Here is an 18312-nt window from a genome sequence, read left to right on the forward strand (position 1 = left end):
ACGCCGCCGTTTAGCCCACCAGTTTTTTGGTCATCGCCAACAGCGTTTTCACATCCTGCGGGCGCGTATTGCCACTGTTGGCATCGATGATCGAACTGTAAATGTGCGGGATCACCTGCTTGACTCCCGCCGCCAGCGCGATTTCCAGGATCTGCTCAAAATTGTCAAGATCGATGCCACCGGTCGGCTCCAACAGGAAATCATGTTCGGCGCACGCTTTGGCCACGTACTGATACTCGTCCTTGCACTTCAGACCCCCCATTGGGAAATACTTGATCGAGCTCCCCCCCATGTCTTTCAACAGCGCAATCGCCGTCTCAACCGGCACAATACCGTCCGGCGCACCAGCGCTCAGCGGCCCGGTAGATACCTTCACCCAACCGACTCGCCCGGTCGGCGATACCAGACCATTGACCACCGTATCCGTTTGCCCTAATAGCGCACGGCTGGCGCCGACGCCGGTAAACACCTGATTGACGTGCTGTGGCTGTACTCGCTGCGAGATCAGGCTGACCATCGCCGACTGCTTCGGATCGCCGGCGCCCAGCCCCACCGACAGCGCGTTGTCAATCAGGCGCGCGTAGCGCTGCATATCGGCCACCGCACTGTCGACGTCAGGATAATTCTTGGACAGCACGCCAACCAGCACGTGGCCTTCCGCCGCCGCATAAATCTCCTCAGCGTTGTCCTTTGAACCCGCCAGCACGTTAAGGCATACGCGGTCACGGTAATAGTTCGGCTTCAGCTTCATGCTTGTTGCTCCAGTAATTTTTTGATGCAGTTAAAAACGGTCGTCAGTTGCTGTTGATCCACACTGCGCACATCCACTTCGATCTTGCCTTCGTTGGCCTTGTAGCCACGGAAGTAAATGGCGATGTCACCGGTTTTCAGCGCCTGAACGATGTCGAGGGTCGACATGCCGATCGCCGCTTCGTCAAAAGCGATTTCCGTACGCGCAATGTCGCGACCGGCGCTGTCCCAGACGGTTTTGGCGCTTACGCCATTCAAGGTATTCAGGCTATTGATAAAGGGCGTCATGCGCTCGACCATTTGCGCGCCGCTGGTCTTTTCCTGCGTCAGGTAGCTTTCAATTGCCTGCGTCAGACCCAGAATGCCCTCTTTGCCGACCTTCATCGCACGACCGATGCCGCCCGACTGCAATTTTACCCACTCGACCAGCTGTTTCTTGCCGATCACCAGACCACTGGTCGGCCCTTCGATCGCCTTCGCGCCGCTGTAAATCACCAGATCGGCTCCCATCTGGTAATAACACAGCAGGTCTTCCTCGGCCGCCGCATCCACGATCAGCGGCAGCTGATGCTTGCGCGCCACCGCCGCCGCCTGTTCGACCGACAGAATGCTCTTCTGTACGCAGTGGTGTGACTTGATATAGAGGATGGCCGCCGTTTGCCGGGTAATGCAGGCCTCGAGCTGTTCGGCGGAGCATTCATTGGCGTAGCCGGCTTCTACCACCTTACCGCCGCCGAGCGCCACCATGGTGTCGACCGGCGCGCCAAAGTTGACGTTGTGCCCACGTGGCAGCACGATCTCGCGTGGTTCGTTGACCGCAGCGGAGTGCAGGTTGACCAGCAGGTTGGCGTTATCTTTGACAATGGTGGCCGCCACCGACTGTGCAATGCCGGCGGAGGCGCAGGAAACCACTACCGCCGCCTCGACGTTCAGCAGATTGGCGATATAGGCACCGGTTTTATTCACCAGATCCTTGATGTCGAAATAGTGGTCAAGACCATAACCCACCGCGTCGATGACCTCCTGACGAGGGGTAGAAACGCCAAGCGCCGTCATACGGCCGGACGTATTGATCACCTGTTTTAACTGGTATTTTTCATAGATCGAAGACATGAGCGGCTTTCCCTTCATCGGTTAATAGGACTTCCCCGGCCACCACCGCAGCCAGCGGCACCAGCAATTGTTCACCCTTGGCGGATTGCCCTTCGGCATCGGCAAATACTTGCGGCGCCTGGCGAAGATCGAAAATGGTCAAATCGGCGTCAAAGCCCGGCTGCAGCTGTCCTTTGCCGGTCAATTGCAATGCCGACGCGGCATTGACCGTCACACAGTCGATCACCTGCGGTAACGTCAGGCCGACGGTGAAAAATTTGGACATCACCGTCGCCAGGCTGTGTACCGGCCCGGACAGGCGATTGCGACAATAAATATCGGAACTGATGGTGTGCGGCAGAATGCCGAGAGCGATCGCCTGCCGTGCGACTTCAAAGCTGAAGCTGGCAGTGCCGTGGCCAACGTCAAGCAATACGCCACGCTTCAACGCCCGTTGAATAGACTCGCGCAACGTACCGGCCGGGGTCAGAATACGGTTGGGCTTGCCGTTGTAACAGTGGGTGATGATATCGCCACGCGTCAGCAAATCGGCGATTTCATCCAGATCCGGCGGGTTGTTGCCGATATGTACCATCAGCGGCAGCTGATTGTTTTCCTGCTGGATCTCCTTGGCGCGCACCAGCGGTGTGATGCCATTCTGGCCAACGACGCTGCTGCTCATGCGCGCCTTGATGCCGATAATAAAGCCGCGATGCTGCTCAATGGCTCGCTGCACGCCCTGCTTGTCGATATCCGCCATTTCGGCCAGCTCGTTCTGACGCAACAGGCCGATGCGCGAAATATTCAGGAAGGCAAACACGTTGGTTTTGGCGCTGCGCGTCAGGGCATAGAAACTGTCGACGTCGTCAGTGCCGGTACTGCCGGCGTCCACTACCGTGGTAACGCCGCAGCAGGTGCCGACGCTGTCTGGTTCATCGTGATAAATCGGCGAAGAGGGATAACAGTGCACGTGGGCGTCGATCCAACCGGCGCTGAGGCGATACCTGCCGCCCAGATCAAGTTGGCGCGTCCCCTGCGTCTGCGCCGCCAGTTGCCCAACCACCGCAATCTTGCCGTCCTGCACCGCCACGTCGACCAACCGATCGTCGGCCAGCCGCGCGTGGCGAATGATTAAGTCATACATGCTTTACTCCTTACCGCGGGGCGACACCGTTCGCCCCGCAGCCACATTCAGATGGCGACCGGGAAAATGGCCCCCAGGATCATTGCGCCGAGGATCGCGCCGCCGGTAATGGGCTTGCCCCAGATATAAAACAGCAGTGCACCGAGCAGCGAACCGATACCGATCGGAATCGACGCAGTCATGGCAGACAGGATGATCAATGGCCCAAGGAAACGCCCGGAGGAATTACCCGCGCCCATCATGACGTCTGCGCCGTAGGTCGAGTTGCTCTGGTTGATGGTGAACTTGCGCGCCAGGATGATCAGGTAACCGATCGCCAGCCCAATCACCAGACCGGTGACCAGCGATGCGGCAAAGTTGGCTACCGGGAACACGATCCCTGCACCGAGCAGCAGCGCTGGCACCCCCAGCCCGACACCGGTCTGGATCGCCCCGCCGATATCCAGGATGCCGACCAGCGAGCCCTCGATAATACGTGCGAACAGGAAGCTGGCACCGAATGCCGCCACCGCGCCATACACGCCGGTATCCATGCCGGCACGCAGCATCGAGACGAAAGCCACTTCGTTAAACGCGCCGATGCCGTACAGGTAGTACATATGGGTCCCGGCAAATACGCCCGAGGACAGCAGGCCGACAAAAATCGGGAACGACCAGTCGGCATACCAGAAGCCTTGTTGTTGAGTTTGTTGTTCCATCGTCACGCCGCCTTATTTACCGCTCAGGGTGTTGTGAATGGCATCCAGCCAGCCTGGTATGCCAAGGCTGAAGGACTCGAGGAGTTTCATGTCGAAGCCGCGGAAGAAGCCACTCAGCACGAACAACAGCACGATCACCGCCATCATGATTTTGGTGACCTTGTTCCAGCCGCTCTCTTCAACCCCTTTGCCGATCAGAATACCCAGCACCAGCCCCGGAACGGCATTGCCCATGATCAACTGTGCCAGGCCGCCAAAAATGGTGCCCCAGAAGCCGGAACGTTTGCCGGCATCAATCGCCGCCAGCCAGAAAATCACCGGCATCACGGTATTCACCAACAGGTTGGCTGCCGGCACCAGCACTTTGATGGCGGTAACCTGCAGCGCCGCCGGTACCGCCGAAGCGGTGGAGTTAAGGAAGGCCACTACCAGCATGCCGATGATGCCGCAGGCGATAGCCATTTTTTTCGGATCGTGCAGCGTTTGCGCCACATTGCGATTCTTGATCATCAACGCTGCCGCTCCCCAGTTGGGGATGATGCGGTGATCGACGTCCTGTGTGAAGGCACCTGCCGCCACGGAGGACGCCCAGGCATTGAAGAAAAAGCCCAGGCCAAATGAGAAGTGTGACGCCGGATCGCCTTCGCAGGAATTCAGCTCGCCCAGGGTGCGGAATGCCCCCATACCCTGTGTCGTCGGGGCATGGAACATGCGTGCGGCGCCGGCGCCGACGCCGACACCTACCAGCCCGCCGATAATAATCGACTTAAATAAAATTATTAGGAACATGAGTCTGCCCTTATTATTTCGAGGTGAAAACAACCTTTTCTGTGTTGATAATGGTCACATTTATGGTTACTTCCAGAGAAACGGCATAACTTTTTCTTTCACGCGGCAGAAAGAAGAACAGGAATTTCTCTCGGGTTGTTTTTTCCTCCGCGCTTAATACGCTGACGTCCTGCGGTTCGATGCGCAGCAGAATATTATTGGTGGATTTTAATACCGCGCCCTGTACATTCGCCAGAGCGGAAGCAAAGGCTTTCGCTTTGCTGTCGCCCTTGCCCGTAACAATTACCGAGGTGGTATACTGTTCCTTCATTATGCTGCGCCGTGTTTCTTGATATAGGCTTCAACCAGTTTCTGCCCCAGTTCTTCTTTATCCATAAAACCGAATCCCAGCACGTTACAGCCTTCATTAATTGCCGTCACACCTTCCTCAATCGAACGCATGCCATATTTGGCCTTGTAGCCATATTTGGTTTGCGCGGTAATGGCGCCGGCGCCGCCGCTGCCGCAGAACGAAATACCCAGCTGTGCATTTTCCGCTTTCATTACGTCGCCCAGCTTCATGTCGGCCGCCACGCCGGGAATGACAATGGCTTTTCCACCTGCGCTTTCAATGCCCTGGCCAACTTTTTGCCCTTTGCCCAGACGATCGCCGATCACAACGGTAATTTGACCCATGGTATATTCTCCTGATTGAAATCAATAAAACGCTTATTGGTTATTATCTTTTGCCACTTCAAAGTGTACCGACAGTAAATAGGACTCTTCGATCGGCAAGTTGTTAAATTGGCTCACCACTCGCTGCGCCAACTGCATTGAATGATGCGAGATCTCATCGAACAGTGATTTATCCACTTCAGGCAAAGGCTCGCCAGTAATGGAACGCAACACCATTGCACGAATATGCGACTCCAGCATTTGTTGTTGCACCGCGTTGGTATAAATACTCTCTGAATTTAACATGATGGTAATATCTGACAATACCCGCTCGGTAATGGTTTCTGCCTGGGTAATATCAGCCTGTGTCGTTTTTAGCGATGCCGCTCCTTCATTCACTTTCAGTCACTCCTGAATCGCTCACTTTATCTGTTATCTTTACCCTACTCTCTGTCCCATTGGGTGTGTAGCGCGTTTTTTTCCAGTTCAAAGTGGAAATTGGGTGACCGTCAGAGATCCATTTCGCATATTGCGGCTTTTGCAGATAAGTTAATTGGAATACAAAAAGATAACATGATGAACGGTTGTCTCGGTGGCGTTCATGCCGACGAAAAGTTCGTGATCGGGATCTCTTTCTTTTCCTGCGCTAACCCCCTACTATCGGAAGAACAAACCGACATTTCCAACACCCCCGCTCCCCACGGCGCGGGGGTGTTGCTTTGTGTTGTTTATTTGAGGCTATTGGAGAGTGGAATGACCAAACCAATCATTACTATTAATGAGCTGGATGCGGAACGACTGGATGCGTTGCTGGAAAAGCCGGCCTATGCCAATACCGATGTCGCTGCGGCGTTGAACGCTGAACTGGATCGGGCCGAGATCCTGCCGCCAGCCCAGATCCCGGCTCATGTTGTTACCATGAACAGCCGAGTGCGCTTCCGCGATCTGCATACCAACGAAGAGCACGTGCGTACGCTGGTGTACCCGGCCGAACTGCAAAACAGCAATGAGCAGCTGTCGGTGATGGCGCCACTGGGCGCCGCCTTGCTCGGCATGCACGTCGGCAAGCAGATTGACTGGGCGCTGCCAAACGGCGAGCAGGCGCAAATAGAAGTACTGGAACTGCTGTATCAGCCAGAAGCGGCGGGCGTATATCACCGCTGATCGTCCCGGGCGGCAACCTGCCGCCCCTTATGTCACCAGACGATAGCCACCAGCACCAGTATCAGCAACAGTACGTAGATCCGCGCGTGCAGCGTATCGTCAATCCGCGGCAACGCACGTTTGGCAAAGGCGATCCCCGCCGTACCAGCCAGAGCCAATAACGCCAGAATCACCATATTTACATAGCCCAGATAGGCCGCACCGGCGATTTTTCCCTGCCCCAGCCAGCCGTATATGGCCGCGCCCATCACCGCCACGGCGATCGACAGCGGATTGGCGGCGCTGACACAATATTTCATCTCATAGCCATGACGTCGCAACAACGGTACCGTCATCACGCTGCCCCCCACGCCGAGCATCGCCGCTACGCTGCCAATCAGCGACCCACCGAGCCAAAGCGTGCGAGACGACAGCGCACGCCGCGCCGGACGCTGTAAAAAACCCTTGTGGAACAAGCAGTCAGCGATGGTGATTACCATATAGGCGATAAACAGCAGGCGAATAACACCGTCGGTCAGCAAGGTGGCCGCCAAGGCCCCTGCCAGCGCGCCGAGCGCGATGAACAAGATCAGCGGAACCACCGTTTCCCGCAGTATGCTGCCGCTGCGCCAATGCCCGTAAGTGGCGTAGCCGGCGTTAAGGATCATCACCGTCGTCGAGGTAGCCACCGCGATATGCATTGCCTGTCCAGGGTGCTCACCGGAGGCGGAAATCAGATGGTAGACAAACGGCACCACCACAAAGCCGCCGCCGAACCCAAACAGGATGGTGGTAATACCGGTCAGAAAACCGGCCGAAAGGATAATAATCAGTTCCGTCATGCTGCATTGCCTCTGAACATCAAAAGGCAATAGGGTAATCATCCTGACCGCTGACTTGCATACGATGTAAAGCCAACTATCATGGTGATTCGGCCAAACTGAATCGCAGGACAATGCGCAATATCGCTATCGATGAGGTGGATCATTTCCCACGGCCGGTGATTGCCATCGGCAGAGACTATCCACCGGGTTATCTCCTCCCCATGCACAGCCATCGTCGCGCCCAATTGCTGTATGGTGCAACCGGCATCATGCACGTCCATACCCGCAGTGGGAACTGGATCGTGCCGCCACAACGCGCGGTCTGGCTGCCGCCGCACATGCCTCATCAGGTCAAAATGCAGGGCGTGACTACCCGCAGCCTGTACATCGAGCCCGAGGCCTTGCCGCTGGCAGCGCGTAGCGCAGATTGCCAGGTAGTCAGCATTTCCCCGCTGCTGCGTCAGTTGCTGATCGAGGCTGTGGAAATGCCGCTCGAATACGCGCAACAAGGACGCGACGCCTGCCTGGTGTCGCTGTTACTGCACGAAATAGCCCGCCTGTCTGCGTTGCCGCTGCATATACCGTTGCCCAACGACGTTCGGCTGAACGCGCTGTGTCAATCGTTCCTGCAGCAGCCGAATATTCATCTATCGCCGCAGCTCTGGGCACGGCAGCTGTATATGAGCATCCGCACGTTCAGCCGTTTCTTTCAGGCGCAAACCGGCCTGTCTTTTTCACAATGGCGTCAACGTGCCTGCGTGGTGCTGGCGTTGTCCCGCCTGGCGGCCGGCGATGGCGTCACGCAGATTGCGTGGGAGTTGGGGTATGAGAACAGCGCAGCGTTTTCCGCCATGTTTCGACGGGTGCTGGGGCAGACACCGTCCAGTTTTCTCAGCGGCGGCAGCCCGCTTTGATAGGCGGGCCGCGCACACGGTCAACGGTATTTTTGGTGGTAACTATCGCGGGTGGTTTTGAAATCCTGCGCCAACGTCTGCGCCTGTGCCAGTTTGCCCTGGTTCGCCGCCGTCAGCGCGCCGTCGATCTGAGCGATCAGCGTATCCAGACCGTGACGGAAGTCTTTCATTTCCGCACTGTCCGGCGCTTTATTTTCCAGTTTTGGCGGCGTGGCCTTTTGCGCATCCTGTGCGGCAGCGCGCATATTTTGCAGGCTTTGTTTAAATGTGGCGATGGAATCGGTTTTTAGCGCGGTTTTGTAGTTCCCGGCGATGATATCCATATCTTCGTCGAGATCGGCAGCCATTGCCAGCGAACTGGCACCCAGCAGCGTCAACGCCGCCAGCGTCTTCAGTGTTGTCTTCATGCTCACCTTCCAGTTATTGTTTTAGTTAACCGTTAGTTAACATAAGCGGCGCACCGCAACATCGACAGGAATTATTTGTAAGCAACGATATAAAACTGGCCTGCATCCCGCCGGCCATCAGGCGATTATTCGCCGGCGATTTTCATTTCTGGCAGCAGGACCGAACCACACTGAATATTGCTGCGGGTTTCGATGTCGCTGCCCACACTGACGATATTGCGCAGCATATCCTTCAGGTTGCCGGCAATGGTGATCTCACTGACCGGATATTGAATTTCGCCATTTTCCACCCAGAAACCGGATGCACCGCGCGAGTAATCGCCGGTTACGCCGCTAACGCCCTGACCCATCAGCTCCGTCACGACCAGTCCGGTACCCAGCTGTTTCAGCATCGCGGCAAAATCATTGCCTTGACCGGCAATACGCCAATTATGAATGCCGCCCGCATGGCCGGTGCTTTGCATGCCCAGTTTGCGCGCCGCGTAGCTGGTCAGCAACCAGGTCTGCAACACCCCGTCCTTGACGATATCGCGCCGCTGGGTACGTACGCCTTCACTGTCAAACGGCGTCGAGGCCAGCCCTTTCAACAGATGCGGGTGCTCTTCGATGGTCAGCCATGCAGGCAGGATCTGTTTGCCGAGTGAATCCAGCAGGAAGGTGGACTTGCGGTAGACGCTGCTGCCGCTGATGGCGCCCACCAGGTGACCGAACAGACCGGTCGCCACTTCGGCGGCGAACAGCACCGGCGCCTTCATGGTCGACAGCTTGCGCGGCGCCAGGCGCGACAGCGTGCGGCGGGCGCATTCCGCGCCGACCCACTCGGGGCTTTGCAAATCGCTCATCGCCCGCCCGATGGTATAGGCATAATCGCGTTCCATATCGCCCTGATGCTCGGCAATTACGCAGCTGGACAGCGAATGGCGGCTGGAACAGTAACTTTGCAGCATGCCGTGACTGTTGCCGAACACTTTAATGCCATAGTGGCTGTTGAAGCTGCCGCCTTCGGTATTGGTGATGCGCTTGTCCGCCGCCAGCGACGCCTGTTCGGCGCGGGCCGCCAGTTCAATGCCACGCTCGGCATCCAGCTCGGCCGGGTGGAACAGATCCAGATCCGGCGCCTCGAACGCCAGCAGTTGGCGTTCCGCCGGGCCGGCGTACGGATCCGGCGAGGTATAGCGTGCAATGTCCAGCGCCGCCTGCACGGTACGCGCGATGGCGTCCGGGCTGAGATCGGTTGACGATGCGCTGCCTTTGCGTTGCTGATGGTAAACGGTGATGCCCAGTGCGCCGTCGCTGTTGAATTCGACGTTTTCTACCTCGCCGAAGCGAGTGCTGACACTGATGCCGGTGGTTTTGGTGACGGCAACTTCTGCCGCATCGGAACCGGCGCCCGCCAGTTCCAGAGCCTGTGAAACAGCCCGTTCCAGCGTCTTGCGCTGTTCTGCAACTTGAGTGACTACTTTCATCAATCTGCCATAATTAAAAAATCGTTGAGAAAAGTGCCGTGGCGGCGTGGTTGCGCGAATGGCACGCAAAATCGAATGAATAATGCCCTTGAGTCTAACAGGAACCGCGTGGAATTTCGCATAAAGGCAGCAACCTGTTAGGATTAGCCTCTTTTTAACGGAGCCTACCATGAACAAACAGCCTGAAGACTGGCTCGACGATGTCCCGGACAATGACAACGAGGACGATGACGAGATTATCTGGGTCAGTAAAAGTGAAATCAAACGCGACGCCGAAGCGCTGAAAGACCTGGGAACCGAACTGGTTGAACTGGGGAAAAACGCGCTGGAACGCATTCCGCTGGATGAAGACCTGCGTAACGCCATTGAGCTGGCGCAAAAGATCAAGAAAGAAGGCCGCCGCCGCCAGATCCAGCTGATCGGCAAAATGCTGCGCGCCCGCGACGTTGAGCCGATCCAGACCGCGCTCGACAAGCTGAAAAACCGCCACAATCAGCAGGTATCGCTGTTCCACAAGCTGGAAGCGCTGCGCGACCGCCTGGTGGAAGAAGGCGATGACGCGGTACCCGCCATTCTGGATCTGTATCCGCAGGCCGACCGGCAGCAGCTGCGCTCACTGGTGCGTAATGCCCAGAAAGAAAAGGCCGCCAATAAACCGCCAAAAGCATACCGCCAGATCTTCCAGTATCTGCGCGAGCTGGCCGAGACCACCGAATGAGCGGCCGCAGCGCCGCCTGCATCATGGGATGGACACCATCGTTCATCCCTGATGGTGCGCGGGTGCGCTGCTGCCCTCGCGAATATTGAAACGCAGGCTGCCTTCCAGCTCTTCCTCCGCTTCTTCAAACAGCAGAATAATCGCACCGAAACGGCGCTTGCGACGGTTATCGAGATTGACGAACTCAATCTCGACCGGTAAACCGATGTCACCGGTGACCACGTCCCACAGCGCGTCCAGATTGGCGCCAAACTCTTCGCCCAATGCAAACTTGCCGGCAAAATCCCGATAGAATGCCGGTGGATCGGGTATCTGGCTGAAATCAAATTCAACTTTTCCCATCAGACTCACTCCACCCGAATGAAGTTTTTGTAATGGTCGCGCGTAACAAAAATCAGACCGTCATTGGAGTACAGCAGGCGATCGGCGCCGCGCCGCCCGCACTGATAATTGATATCCGCCTCACGCCAGACACGCTTGTGCGCGGCAGGCAGACGCCCTTCACGGTTTGAAAAGCGATCGCCGCCGATCGCTTTGCCTGGCAACGCCGTACACAGGTTGCCGTCACGCGCATTCCACCCCTGCTCACGCGCCTGCTTCTTGGTAATGTAATAGCCCGGCAGGCGTTGGTGTTGCTGCAGGTAGCTCACCACCCGTTTTTGCTGTGTCAGTTGATCAATACTTTCCGTTGCCGCTACCGCCGGCACATGACCAATGGCCCGATCGCCATTACCACGCAAGGCAATAAAACCGGCCATCACCACGGCGATCAGCACCGCCACCAGAATCCGCTTGTTCATTACTTTCCCTGTCGTACCGGGGCGCAGGTTACGCCCCATGTTAGTTATATAACTGAATTGGATGAATTAAAGATTACCGATGTGTAACGTTTTCACTTGCAGGAACTCCTCCAGCCCCAGTACCGACCCTTCGCGCCCCAAACCGGACTCTTTGACGCCGCCAAAGGGTCCCAGTTCGGTCGATACCGAACATTCATTAATGCCAATCATGCCACTTTCCAATGCCGCCGACACGCGGAATACCCGCTGCAGATTCTCGGTATAGAAATAGGCTGCCAGTCCAAACGGCGTGTCGTTGGCGCGTTCGATCGCTTCGCTTTCACTGCCAAAACGGAAGCAGGCCGCCACCGGACCAAAGGTCTCCTCCTGCGCCAGTTTCATCTGCGCATTGGCCTCTGCCAATACCGTCGGCTGGAAGAAATTGCCCCCCAACCGGTGCCGCTCGCCGCCAACCACGATACGCGCACCGTGCTGCAGCGCATCCTTGACGTGCTCTTCCACCTTCTCTACGCCGTCCCGATCGATCAACGGCCCGACCACGACGTCGTGCTCCATGCCATTGCCGACCTTGAGTTTTTGTACCTCTGCCGCCAGCCGGCTGACAAATTTATCGTAAATACCGTCCTGAACAAAGAAACGGTTGGCGCATACGCACACCTGACCGGCATTACGAAATTTATTGGCGATCGCCCCTTGCACCGCCAGCTCCAGATCGGCGTCGTCAAATACGATAAACGGCGCGTTGCCGCCCAGTTCCATTGACACTTTCTTCATGGTTTCTGCCGCGTTACGCATCAGCGTCTTGCCAACCTGGGTGGAACCGGTAAAGGTAATTTTACGCACCGCCGAACTGGCCATAATGGCGTCGCTGATGGCGCGGGTATCGCCCGCCACGCCGTTCAGCACCCCGGCAGGGACGCCGGCCTTGTGCGCCAGCGCCAGCAGTGCGAAGGCACACAGCGGCGTGTTGCTGGCTGGCTTGATCAGTGCGGTGCAGCCGGCGGCCAGCGCCGGGCCCAGTTTGCGCGTCAGCATCGCCAGCGGGAAGTTCCACGGCGTAATCGCCGCCACCACGCCAACCGGCTCACGGGTCGCCAGAATGCGCGCGCCCGGCTTGGCGGGTGGGATGATTTCCCCGTTGGCGCGTTTGGCCTGTTCGCTGAACCACTGAATAAAGCTGGCGGCGTAGTCGACTTCACCCTGCGCTTCCTTGAACGGCTTACCCTGCTCGGTGGTCATCAGCGCCGCCAGAAAATCCTTCTGTTCCAGTATCAGCAGATACCAACGGTGCAGGATTTCACTGCGGGTTTTGGCTGGAGTATCGCGCCAGGCCGGGAATGCCTGGCTGGCGGCGCGGATCGCCGCCTGCGTTTCGCGTTGGCCGGCTTTCGCCACCTGCGCCACCCGTTCGCCATTGGCGGGGTTCAGCACCTCGAACGTCGTGCTGGCGGTATGCCACTGGCCGGCGACGAAATAGCCGGTATTGAAGTATTCACTCTCGGTCAGTTGTTCTACAGACATGCTTGCAGCCCTCCTGAGTGCATGAATCTTCCCGCATCCGCGAGATAACAATATTCTCTCAGTATAGCTGCGGACACGGCCTACTGCGGCAGCGTCCGAGCGGAGGGCATCAATCGATCAAGGCATGGCGATAACGGTGCAGCATATCCGCCAGCCGCCTCACCGGTCCGGTGACGCTAAGGGGAGCCTGATTATCCACCAGTTTCTGCTGGTAGTCGTTCATTTCGCTTAGCAAGCGATCGTAATAGTAGGCGCGCTTGACGTCATTCTTGGCGCTTACCACCCGATCGGCCGTTTTGCGGATTTGCCGGTGGAAGGCCGACAGTTCTTCGCTGGCAGGGATTTCGGCGCGCTGCATGCGCTGGTGCGCAATGATCAGATTCAACGCCAGACGGTATTTGGCAATATCGTTGGGGAACATCATCAACAGTTGGTTCAGCTGTTGATACAGCGCCGGCAGGTGGTTTTCCCGCCGTTTGGCGGCCTTGGTGGTCAGCGCCGATACCGCACTGCCGACAAACTGGTTCAGCAGAGTGCGACCGGTACGTTCGCGCGAGTTGTCACGGATCAGCAACAGCACCATCAGCCCGACGCAGCTACCGAGGAACTGGCCGATCGAGGCATCCAGAAACTGGGTGACGTTAAACTCCATCGGGTTGCTCAGCACCAGAATGTTGATGGTGCCGGCCAGCGTCCCCAGCGACCCCAGCCGCCGTTTTTGCACTTCGATGCCGATAAAGAACGCCAACAGTCCCAGACTGAGGCACAACAGCAGGATGCTCTGCTGCGTCGCCGGGATAATCACCATGAAATACAGCGCGCCGAGCGGGATAGCCACCAGCATGCCGAGCACAAAATCCATCGCCACCATGCGCGGGTTTGGCGTGCGCATCGCCAGTGAGGTAATCACCGCGATAATCACCATAAACCCGCTGCCGGAGGTCCAACCGGTCCACAACCACAGCAGACAGCCGAGTGCCGTGGCGGTAAAGGTACGCAAGCCGTTAATCATCGCATGGTGGCCTTCCGCCGACGTCGGCTTGACCACCACTTCGCTGCGCAGCACGTCTTCTTCCACCGCGCTGACGCTGCTGTTGGTGTGAATGCCCTTGGCCAGCAGCAGGTAACGGGTCGCCGCCCCTACCCAGCTGGAAATGGTAAGTAATGTTTCATCGGTACGGTTGGTGGTCAGCATCTGGCGCAGCAGCTTCATCCGTTTATGGATCTCCTGCGGCGTTTCCGCCGGCACCAGCAATAGTTCGCGGATGTTCTCTTTCACCGCATCCGGGTGGTTGAGCAGGATCAGATAGGTTTCGCAAGCCTGGGTTATCAATGTCAGCGAGAGGGTATGTAGCACGCGCACCCGCCGGTCAACCTTCTGCCAGCGTGAGGACTCCATCATCAGACTGCTGCGCATACCGTTCAGCGCCGTGGTGCCCTTCACCAGATTGCTCCAGGCACGGTCGATATCTTCTTTGTCAGCATTGCTGACGCACATCTGCATCAGTTGGTACTGTTCCACCAGCAGTTTGTCCACCGCACGATCAATATCCTGTTTGATCGAGCGCGGAGAAAAAATCAGATCCGCCAGCACCGCGCTGACGATGCCCAGCACGATTTCGCTACAGCGCTCGACCGCAAACTGCGGGGCTTCCAGCAAGTGTGACTCGCTGGTGGCGACGGTCACGATGATAATCAGCGCGGTATAACCGGCCAATCCCCAGGCGTAGGAGTTTTCCACTTTAATCAGCGAGGAAACCCAGGTGCAAAAACCGGCCCAGACGCAGCACAGCATCAGCATCACCACCGGCGCACGCGCGGTAGTGACGATAATAATCAGGCCGACGAAACAGCCGATGAAGGTGCCGATGATGCGCAGCCAGCCGCGGTGGCGGATGGCGCCGGAAAACGGCTCACCGCCGGCGGCAAACGCCGGTCCGGCTGCGACGATGGCGGCGGTCATGGCAGACCAGCGCGGCGTTTCCAGATTGAGGTGAAAGCCGACAAACAGCGCAAAGACGATGGCAAAGCTCAGTTTGAAGGCAAACCGCAGGCGTATGAACGTCGGACTATTCATTAACCGAACTCACGCAGCCGATGCATCAGGCGTACAAAAGGTGAACTGCCGTCCCGGTCGCGATCGCCCTTGCCGGTAACCACTACCGTCGCGGTGGTGCCGGCCGGATACGGATGTTGCTGATCCTCGGCGTCGAGAATGATTTTTACCGGCACACGTTGCGCCAGACGCACCCATTCCAGGTTGCTGTCGATGGCCGCCAGCCCTTTGCTGTCATTGGTGCTGCTGCTGTTGTTCACCCCGGCTGCCACGCTGTCTACCGTACCGTGCATGATACGGTTGCTGCCCAATGGGGTGATTTCTACCCGATCGCCTTTGCTCAGACCGTGCAGTTTGGTTTCTTCCAGATAAGCCAGTACGTAGAAGGTATTCTTTTTGACCAGCGCAACGGCGGTCGAGCCACGGGTGATGAATTCACCGGCGTGCACGTTAAGATTGGTGATCCAGCCGTCGGCCGGCGCACGCACCGTGGTACGTTCCAGATCCAGCTTGGCCAGGTCGCGCACCGCAATCGACTTCGCCAACTGATGCTGCACGGTTTGCAGTACGTTGTTGGCCTGATCGATCTCTTCCTGCGACATCGCCTGGATACCCAGTTTCACCCGGCGACCGGCTTCGCGTTTTTTCTCCGCTGCCAGCGTCTGGTAATAGGCGACGTCAGCGTTGGCTTCCGCCAGCGCCTGCTGATAACGCGGCTGATCGATGACAAACAGCACCTGCCCCTGTTTCACCAGTTGGTTATCCACTACCGGTACGCTGGTCAGCAGGCCGCTGACGTCAGGCGCGATCGCCACCACATCGGCGGTGAATTTGGCATCCCGCGTCCAGGGGGATTCGGTGTAGAACACCCAGGCCTTGAACACCGCGACAATCCCCAGCAGGACAAGAATCAAAGTGATCGCGATTCTGGCTATTTTTATTGAAAAAGTTTTCACAGCGACCTCAAACGAAAAGACACGAAATCAGATAAAACAGGCAGCAATACAGCGCGGTATTGAACAGCGCCGGATGCCAGACAAAGTCGTAGATGCCGGTCGGTTGCAACAACCGACGTAGCACAAAGAACAGCGCCAGCGAGACGATCAACTCAAAAAATACCGGTGGAAACGACAATCCGAAGATGACCATAACCGGAAGCAAACTCATTACTTTATCCTTATTGTTCACTACACCGGAGAACAAACACCCTACTCATTCACATTCTCTTTACATTCTAGCGGAAGCACGCCACAAGGTGATGACCAGACGGGTTGTCCAGGTCACGAACCTGAAAAAGGGTTAAACTCAGAACTGCGTCCGCGAATGGGAATGCGAGGGTAACCGGGGGGCGGTGACGCCGCTAAAGCATCTTTGACCGCGTTATATTAGCCTGCTTACTATCAAGGCATCAACAATCTGTGATCTAAATCACTTTTAAGCCAGAGTGAACAATGGAAAGACTTAAACGGATGTCGGTGTACGCCAAAGTCGTTGAGTGCGGGTCGTTTACCGCCGCAGCACGTCAACTTGACATGAGCGTTTCATCCATCAGCCAGACAGTGTCCAAACTGGAAAATGAGTTACAGGTGAAGCTGCTTAACCGCAGCACGCGCAGCATTGGTCTGACCGAAGCCGGCAAGATTTACTATCAGGGCTGCCGGCGCATGCTACAGGAAGTGAGCGAGGTGCACGAGCAGCTGTACGCTTTTAACAATACGCCAACCGGAACGTTGCGCATTGGCAGTTCGTCCACCATGGCGCAAAACGTGCTGGCAACCATGACCGCCGACATGCTGAAGGAGTATCCTGGTCTGACGGTCAATCTGGTCACCGGCATTCCGGCACCGGATCTGATCGCCGATGGGTTGGACGTGGTGATCCGCGTTGGTGCGTTACAGGATTCGAGCCTGTTTTCAAAACGCCTCGGTTCGATGCCGATGGTGATATGCGCCGCCAAAAGCTATCTGGCGCAGCACGGCACGCCGCAAAAACCTAACGATATGGTCAATTTTTCCTGGCTGGAATACAGCGTGCGGCCAGACAGCGAGTTTGAACTGATTGCCCCCGAGGGCATCAGTACGCGCATTTCGCCGCAGGGACGCTTCGTCACCAACGACTCGCAGACCATGATCCGCTGGCTGAAAGCCGGCGCCGGCATCGCCTATGCGCCGCTGATGTGGGTGATCGAAGAGATCAAGCGCGGCGAGATCGAGATCCTGTTCAAACGCTACCATTCGGATCCACGGCCGGTGTACGCGCTGTATACCGAAAAGGACAAGCTGCCGCTCAAGGTGGAAGTCTGCATTAATTACTTAACTGAATACTTCAAAAAAGTGAGCGAAGTCTATCAAGAATATCGTTAACGCCAACCGCGCTGCCGCTGTGTGCAATGGGAATAAAAATGAAAAAAATCATATTGGACTGCGATCCCGGACATGATGACGCCATCGCCCTGCTGCTCGCCTGGGGCAACCCGGAGATTGAGCTGCTGGCGGTAACCACGGTGGTCGGCAACCAGACGCTGGATAAGGTCACGCGCAACGCGCTGGCGGTGGCGCGCATCGCCAATATTACCGGTGTGCCGTTTGCCGCCGGCTGTTCGCGGCCGCTGGTGCGCAATATCGAAGTCGCGGCGGATATTCATGGCGAGTCGGGGCTGGACGGCCCACGGTTGCCCGATCCCACGCTGACGCTGGATGCGCGACATGCCATCGATGTAATCATCGACACGGTGATGGCTCATCCGCCAGGCAGCGTGACGCTGGTACCCACCGGTGGCCTGACCAATATCGCCATGGCGGTACGCAAAGAGCCACGCATCGCCGAGCGGGTGAAGGAGGTGGTGCTGATGGGCGGTGGCTATCACGTCGGCAACTGGAGCGCGGTGGCGGAGTTCAATATCAAGATCGATCCGGAAGCCGCACATATCGTGTTCAATGAACGTTGGCCGCTGACCATGGTGGGGCTGGATCTGACCCACCAGGCGCTCGCTACGCCGCAGGTCTGCCAGCGCATTGCCGCCATTGATAGCGCGCCGGCGACCTTTGTCGGTGAACTGCTGCAATTTTTCGGCCAGATGTATCGACAGGCGCAGGGGTTTGACGCACCGCCGGTTCACGACCCGTGCGCGGTCGCCTATGTTATCGATCCGAGCGTGATGACGGTACGCAAGGTACCGATAGATATTGAACTGACCGGCACCCTGACGCTGGGCATGACGGTGGCGGACTTCCGTTTTCCTGCGCCGCAGGATTGCCATACCCAGGTAGCCATGACGCTGGATCAAGACAAGTTCTGGGGTCTGGTGGTGGACGCGCTGGAAAGGATTGGCTGAGA

22 protein-coding genes are annotated in these 18312 nt (G+C 57.2%); 5 read left to right on the plus strand and 17 right to left on the minus strand.

Annotation, left to right across the window (positions count from 1 at the left end):
• Positions 1-10: 10 nt before the first annotated feature.
• From dagF to AC2AXP_RS11900, 8 genes are read right to left on the minus strand one after another with little or no spacing between them, the layout of a single operon-like run.
• Positions 11-751 (minus strand): 2-dehydro-3-deoxy-phosphogluconate aldolase, encoded by a 741-nt coding sequence (dagF, locus tag AC2AXP_RS11865; protein WP_198773879.1) that lies wholly within the window; start codon positions 749-751, stop codon positions 11-13.
• Complete coding sequence (locus tag AC2AXP_RS11870; RefSeq protein WP_198773878.1) at positions 748-1863, minus strand: DgaE family pyridoxal phosphate-dependent ammonia lyase; 1116 nt, start codon at positions 1861-1863, stop codon at positions 748-750. The genes dagF and AC2AXP_RS11870 overlap by 4 nt, the downstream gene beginning before the upstream one ends.
• A complete protein-coding gene (locus tag AC2AXP_RS11875) occupies positions 1847-2986 on the minus strand; it encodes an amidohydrolase/deacetylase family metallohydrolase (RefSeq protein WP_484381696.1) in 1140 nt (379 codons plus the stop codon). Before AC2AXP_RS11875 ends, AC2AXP_RS11870 begins: the two co-directional genes overlap by 17 nt.
• A gap of 47 nt (positions 2987-3033) precedes the next feature.
• Complete coding sequence (locus AC2AXP_RS11880) at positions 3034-3684, minus strand: DUF4310 family protein (protein ID WP_004958108.1); 651 nt, start codon at positions 3682-3684, stop codon at positions 3034-3036.
• A 12-nt stretch (positions 3685-3696) separates the two neighbouring features.
• A complete protein-coding gene (locus AC2AXP_RS11885) occupies positions 3697-4473 on the minus strand; it encodes a DUF4311 domain-containing protein (RefSeq protein WP_004958107.1) in 777 nt (258 codons plus the stop codon).
• 13 nt (positions 4474-4486) lie between these two features.
• Complete coding sequence (locus AC2AXP_RS11890; RefSeq protein WP_004958105.1) at positions 4487-4783, minus strand: DUF4312 family protein; 297 nt, start codon at positions 4781-4783, stop codon at positions 4487-4489.
• Positions 4783-5148 (minus strand): glycine-rich SFCGS family protein, encoded by a 366-nt coding sequence (locus tag AC2AXP_RS11895; RefSeq protein WP_198773876.1) that lies wholly within the window; start codon positions 5146-5148, stop codon positions 4783-4785. Before AC2AXP_RS11895 ends, AC2AXP_RS11890 begins: the two co-directional genes overlap by 1 nt.
• A gap of 33 nt (positions 5149-5181) precedes the next feature.
• The gene (locus tag AC2AXP_RS11900) at positions 5182-5526 is read right to left on the minus strand and encodes a glycine dehydrogenase (RefSeq protein WP_004958102.1); all 345 of its coding nucleotides are present in this window, start codon (positions 5524-5526) and stop codon (positions 5182-5184) included.
• Between the two features lie 354 nt (positions 5527-5880).
• Between AC2AXP_RS11900 and rnk the strand changes: the two genes are divergently transcribed.
• A complete protein-coding gene (gene rnk / locus AC2AXP_RS11905) occupies positions 5881-6291 on the plus strand; it encodes a nucleoside diphosphate kinase regulator (protein WP_484381697.1) in 411 nt (136 codons plus the stop codon).
• Between the two features lie 32 nt (positions 6292-6323).
• Here the strand turns inward: rnk and AC2AXP_RS11910 are convergent, their stop codons facing one another.
• Positions 6324-7112 (minus strand): sulfite exporter TauE/SafE family protein, encoded by a 789-nt coding sequence (locus AC2AXP_RS11910; protein ID WP_198773875.1) that lies wholly within the window; start codon positions 7110-7112, stop codon positions 6324-6326.
• A gap of 113 nt (positions 7113-7225) precedes the next feature.
• Here AC2AXP_RS11910 and AC2AXP_RS11915 point away from each other — a divergent pair, with 113 nt between their 5' ends.
• Complete coding sequence (locus AC2AXP_RS11915) at positions 7226-8008, plus strand: AraC family transcriptional regulator (protein ID WP_198773874.1); 783 nt, start codon at positions 7226-7228, stop codon at positions 8006-8008.
• Between the two features lie 20 nt (positions 8009-8028).
• Here AC2AXP_RS11915 and cybC read toward each other — a convergent pair whose 3' ends face one another.
• Complete coding sequence (gene cybC, locus AC2AXP_RS11920) at positions 8029-8415, minus strand: cytochrome b562 (protein WP_273869317.1); 387 nt, start codon at positions 8413-8415, stop codon at positions 8029-8031.
• Between the two features lie 125 nt (positions 8416-8540).
• A complete protein-coding gene (gene pmbA, locus AC2AXP_RS11925) occupies positions 8541-9881 on the minus strand; it encodes a metalloprotease PmbA (RefSeq protein WP_004958092.1) in 1341 nt (446 codons plus the stop codon).
• 169 nt (positions 9882-10050) lie between these two features.
• Between pmbA and yjgA the strand changes: the two genes are divergently transcribed.
• Positions 10051-10599 carry a ribosome biogenesis factor YjgA gene (gene yjgA / locus AC2AXP_RS11930; RefSeq protein ID WP_004958089.1) on the plus strand — a complete coding sequence of 183 codons (549 nt, stop codon included), beginning with the start codon at positions 10051-10053 and terminating at the stop codon, positions 10597-10599.
• Between the two features lie 42 nt (positions 10600-10641).
• On the opposite strand, the gene AC2AXP_RS11935 is transcribed toward yjgA, so the two are convergent.
• The 6 genes from AC2AXP_RS11935 to aaeX all read right to left on the minus strand — a co-directional run bounded on the left by AC2AXP_RS11935 (position 10642) and on the right by aaeX (position 16143).
• The gene (locus AC2AXP_RS11935) at positions 10642-10941 is read right to left on the minus strand and encodes a barstar family protein (RefSeq protein ID WP_004958088.1); all 300 of its coding nucleotides are present in this window, start codon (positions 10939-10941) and stop codon (positions 10642-10644) included.
• Positions 10942-10946: 5 nt separating this feature from the next.
• A complete protein-coding gene (locus tag AC2AXP_RS11940; protein WP_004958086.1) occupies positions 10947-11399 on the minus strand; it encodes a ribonuclease domain-containing protein in 453 nt (150 codons plus the stop codon).
• Positions 11400-11465: 66 nt separating this feature from the next.
• Entirely contained in the window at positions 11466-12920 is a 1455-nt protein-coding gene (locus tag AC2AXP_RS11945; protein WP_004958084.1) for an NAD-dependent succinate-semialdehyde dehydrogenase, read from the minus strand.
• A 109-nt stretch (positions 12921-13029) separates the two neighbouring features.
• Positions 13030-14997: a p-hydroxybenzoic acid efflux pump subunit AaeB gene (aaeB, locus tag AC2AXP_RS11950; protein ID WP_198773873.1), complete on the minus strand. Its 1968-nt coding sequence runs from the start codon at positions 14995-14997 to the stop codon at positions 13030-13032.
• A complete protein-coding gene (gene aaeA / locus AC2AXP_RS11955; protein WP_004958080.1) occupies positions 14997-15932 on the minus strand; it encodes a p-hydroxybenzoic acid efflux pump subunit AaeA in 936 nt (311 codons plus the stop codon). Before aaeA ends, aaeB begins: the two co-directional genes overlap by 1 nt.
• Positions 15933-15939: 7 nt before the next feature.
• Positions 15940-16143: a p-hydroxybenzoic acid efflux pump operon protein AaeX gene (aaeX, locus tag AC2AXP_RS11960; protein ID WP_004958078.1), complete on the minus strand. Its 204-nt coding sequence runs from the start codon at positions 16141-16143 to the stop codon at positions 15940-15942.
• 284 nt (positions 16144-16427) lie between these two features.
• Between aaeX and aaeR the strand changes: the two genes are divergently transcribed.
• The gene (gene aaeR / locus AC2AXP_RS11965) at positions 16428-17339 is read left to right on the plus strand and encodes an HTH-type transcriptional activator AaeR (protein WP_004958075.1); all 912 of its coding nucleotides are present in this window, start codon (positions 16428-16430) and stop codon (positions 17337-17339) included.
• A gap of 38 nt (positions 17340-17377) precedes the next feature.
• On the plus strand, positions 17378-18310 hold the full coding sequence (uriH, locus tag AC2AXP_RS11970) for a uridine-preferring nucleoside hydrolase UriH (RefSeq protein ID WP_039991650.1): 933 nt from the start codon (positions 17378-17380) through the stop codon (positions 18308-18310).
• Positions 18311-18312 lie beyond the last annotated feature (2 nt).

Source organism: Serratia sp. Sp408, from assembly GCF_057180665.1.

Bases quoted from the DNA above. Each gene is read 5' to 3' on its own strand.
- aaeB (WP_198773873.1), bottom strand. From the start codon at position 14,997: ATGAATAGTCCGACGTTCATACGCCTGCGGTTTGCCTTCAAACTGAGC.
- dagF (WP_198773879.1), bottom strand. From the start codon at position 751: ATGAAGCTGAAGCCGAACTATTACCGTGACCGCGTATGCCTTAACGTG.
- AC2AXP_RS11935 (WP_004958088.1), bottom strand. From the start codon at position 10,941: ATGGGAAAAGTTGAATTTGATTTCAGCCAGATACCCGATCCACCGGCA.
- rnk (WP_484381697.1), top strand. From the start codon at position 5,881: ATGACCAAACCAATCATTACTATTAATGAGCTGGATGCGGAACGACTG.
- aaeR (WP_004958075.1), top strand. From the start codon at position 16,428: ATGGAAAGACTTAAACGGATGTCGGTGTACGCCAAAGTCGTTGAGTGC.
- pmbA (WP_004958092.1), bottom strand. From the start codon at position 9,881: ATGAAAGTAGTCACTCAAGTTGCAGAACAGCGCAAGACGCTGGAACGG.
- yjgA (WP_004958089.1), top strand. From the start codon at position 10,051: ATGAACAAACAGCCTGAAGACTGGCTCGACGATGTCCCGGACAATGAC.
- AC2AXP_RS11940 (WP_004958086.1), bottom strand. From the start codon at position 11,399: ATGAACAAGCGGATTCTGGTGGCGGTGCTGATCGCCGTGGTGATGGCC.
- uriH (WP_039991650.1), top strand. From the start codon at position 17,378: ATGAAAAAAATCATATTGGACTGCGATCCCGGACATGATGACGCCATC.
- AC2AXP_RS11910 (WP_198773875.1), bottom strand. From the start codon at position 7,112: ATGACGGAACTGATTATTATCCTTTCGGCCGGTTTTCTGACCGGTATT.
- AC2AXP_RS11945 (WP_004958084.1), bottom strand. From the start codon at position 12,920: ATGTCTGTAGAACAACTGACCGAGAGTGAATACTTCAATACCGGCTAT.
- AC2AXP_RS11885 (WP_004958107.1), bottom strand. From the start codon at position 4,473: ATGTTCCTAATAATTTTATTTAAGTCGATTATTATCGGCGGGCTGGTA.
- AC2AXP_RS11880 (WP_004958108.1), bottom strand. From the start codon at position 3,684: ATGGAACAACAAACTCAACAACAAGGCTTCTGGTATGCCGACTGGTCG.
- AC2AXP_RS11915 (WP_198773874.1), top strand. From the start codon at position 7,226: ATGCGCAATATCGCTATCGATGAGGTGGATCATTTCCCACGGCCGGTG.
- cybC (WP_273869317.1), bottom strand. From the start codon at position 8,415: ATGAAGACAACACTGAAGACGCTGGCGGCGTTGACGCTGCTGGGTGCC.
- AC2AXP_RS11895 (WP_198773876.1), bottom strand. From the start codon at position 5,148: ATGGGTCAAATTACCGTTGTGATCGGCGATCGTCTGGGCAAAGGGCAA.
- AC2AXP_RS11890 (WP_004958105.1), bottom strand. From the start codon at position 4,783: ATGAAGGAACAGTATACCACCTCGGTAATTGTTACGGGCAAGGGCGAC.
- aaeX (WP_004958078.1), bottom strand. From the start codon at position 16,143: ATGAGTTTGCTTCCGGTTATGGTCATCTTCGGATTGTCGTTTCCACCG.
- AC2AXP_RS11875 (WP_484381696.1), bottom strand. From the start codon at position 2,986: ATGTATGACTTAATCATTCGCCACGCGCGGCTGGCCGACGATCGGTTG.
- AC2AXP_RS11870 (WP_198773878.1), bottom strand. From the start codon at position 1,863: ATGTCTTCGATCTATGAAAAATACCAGTTAAAACAGGTGATCAATACG.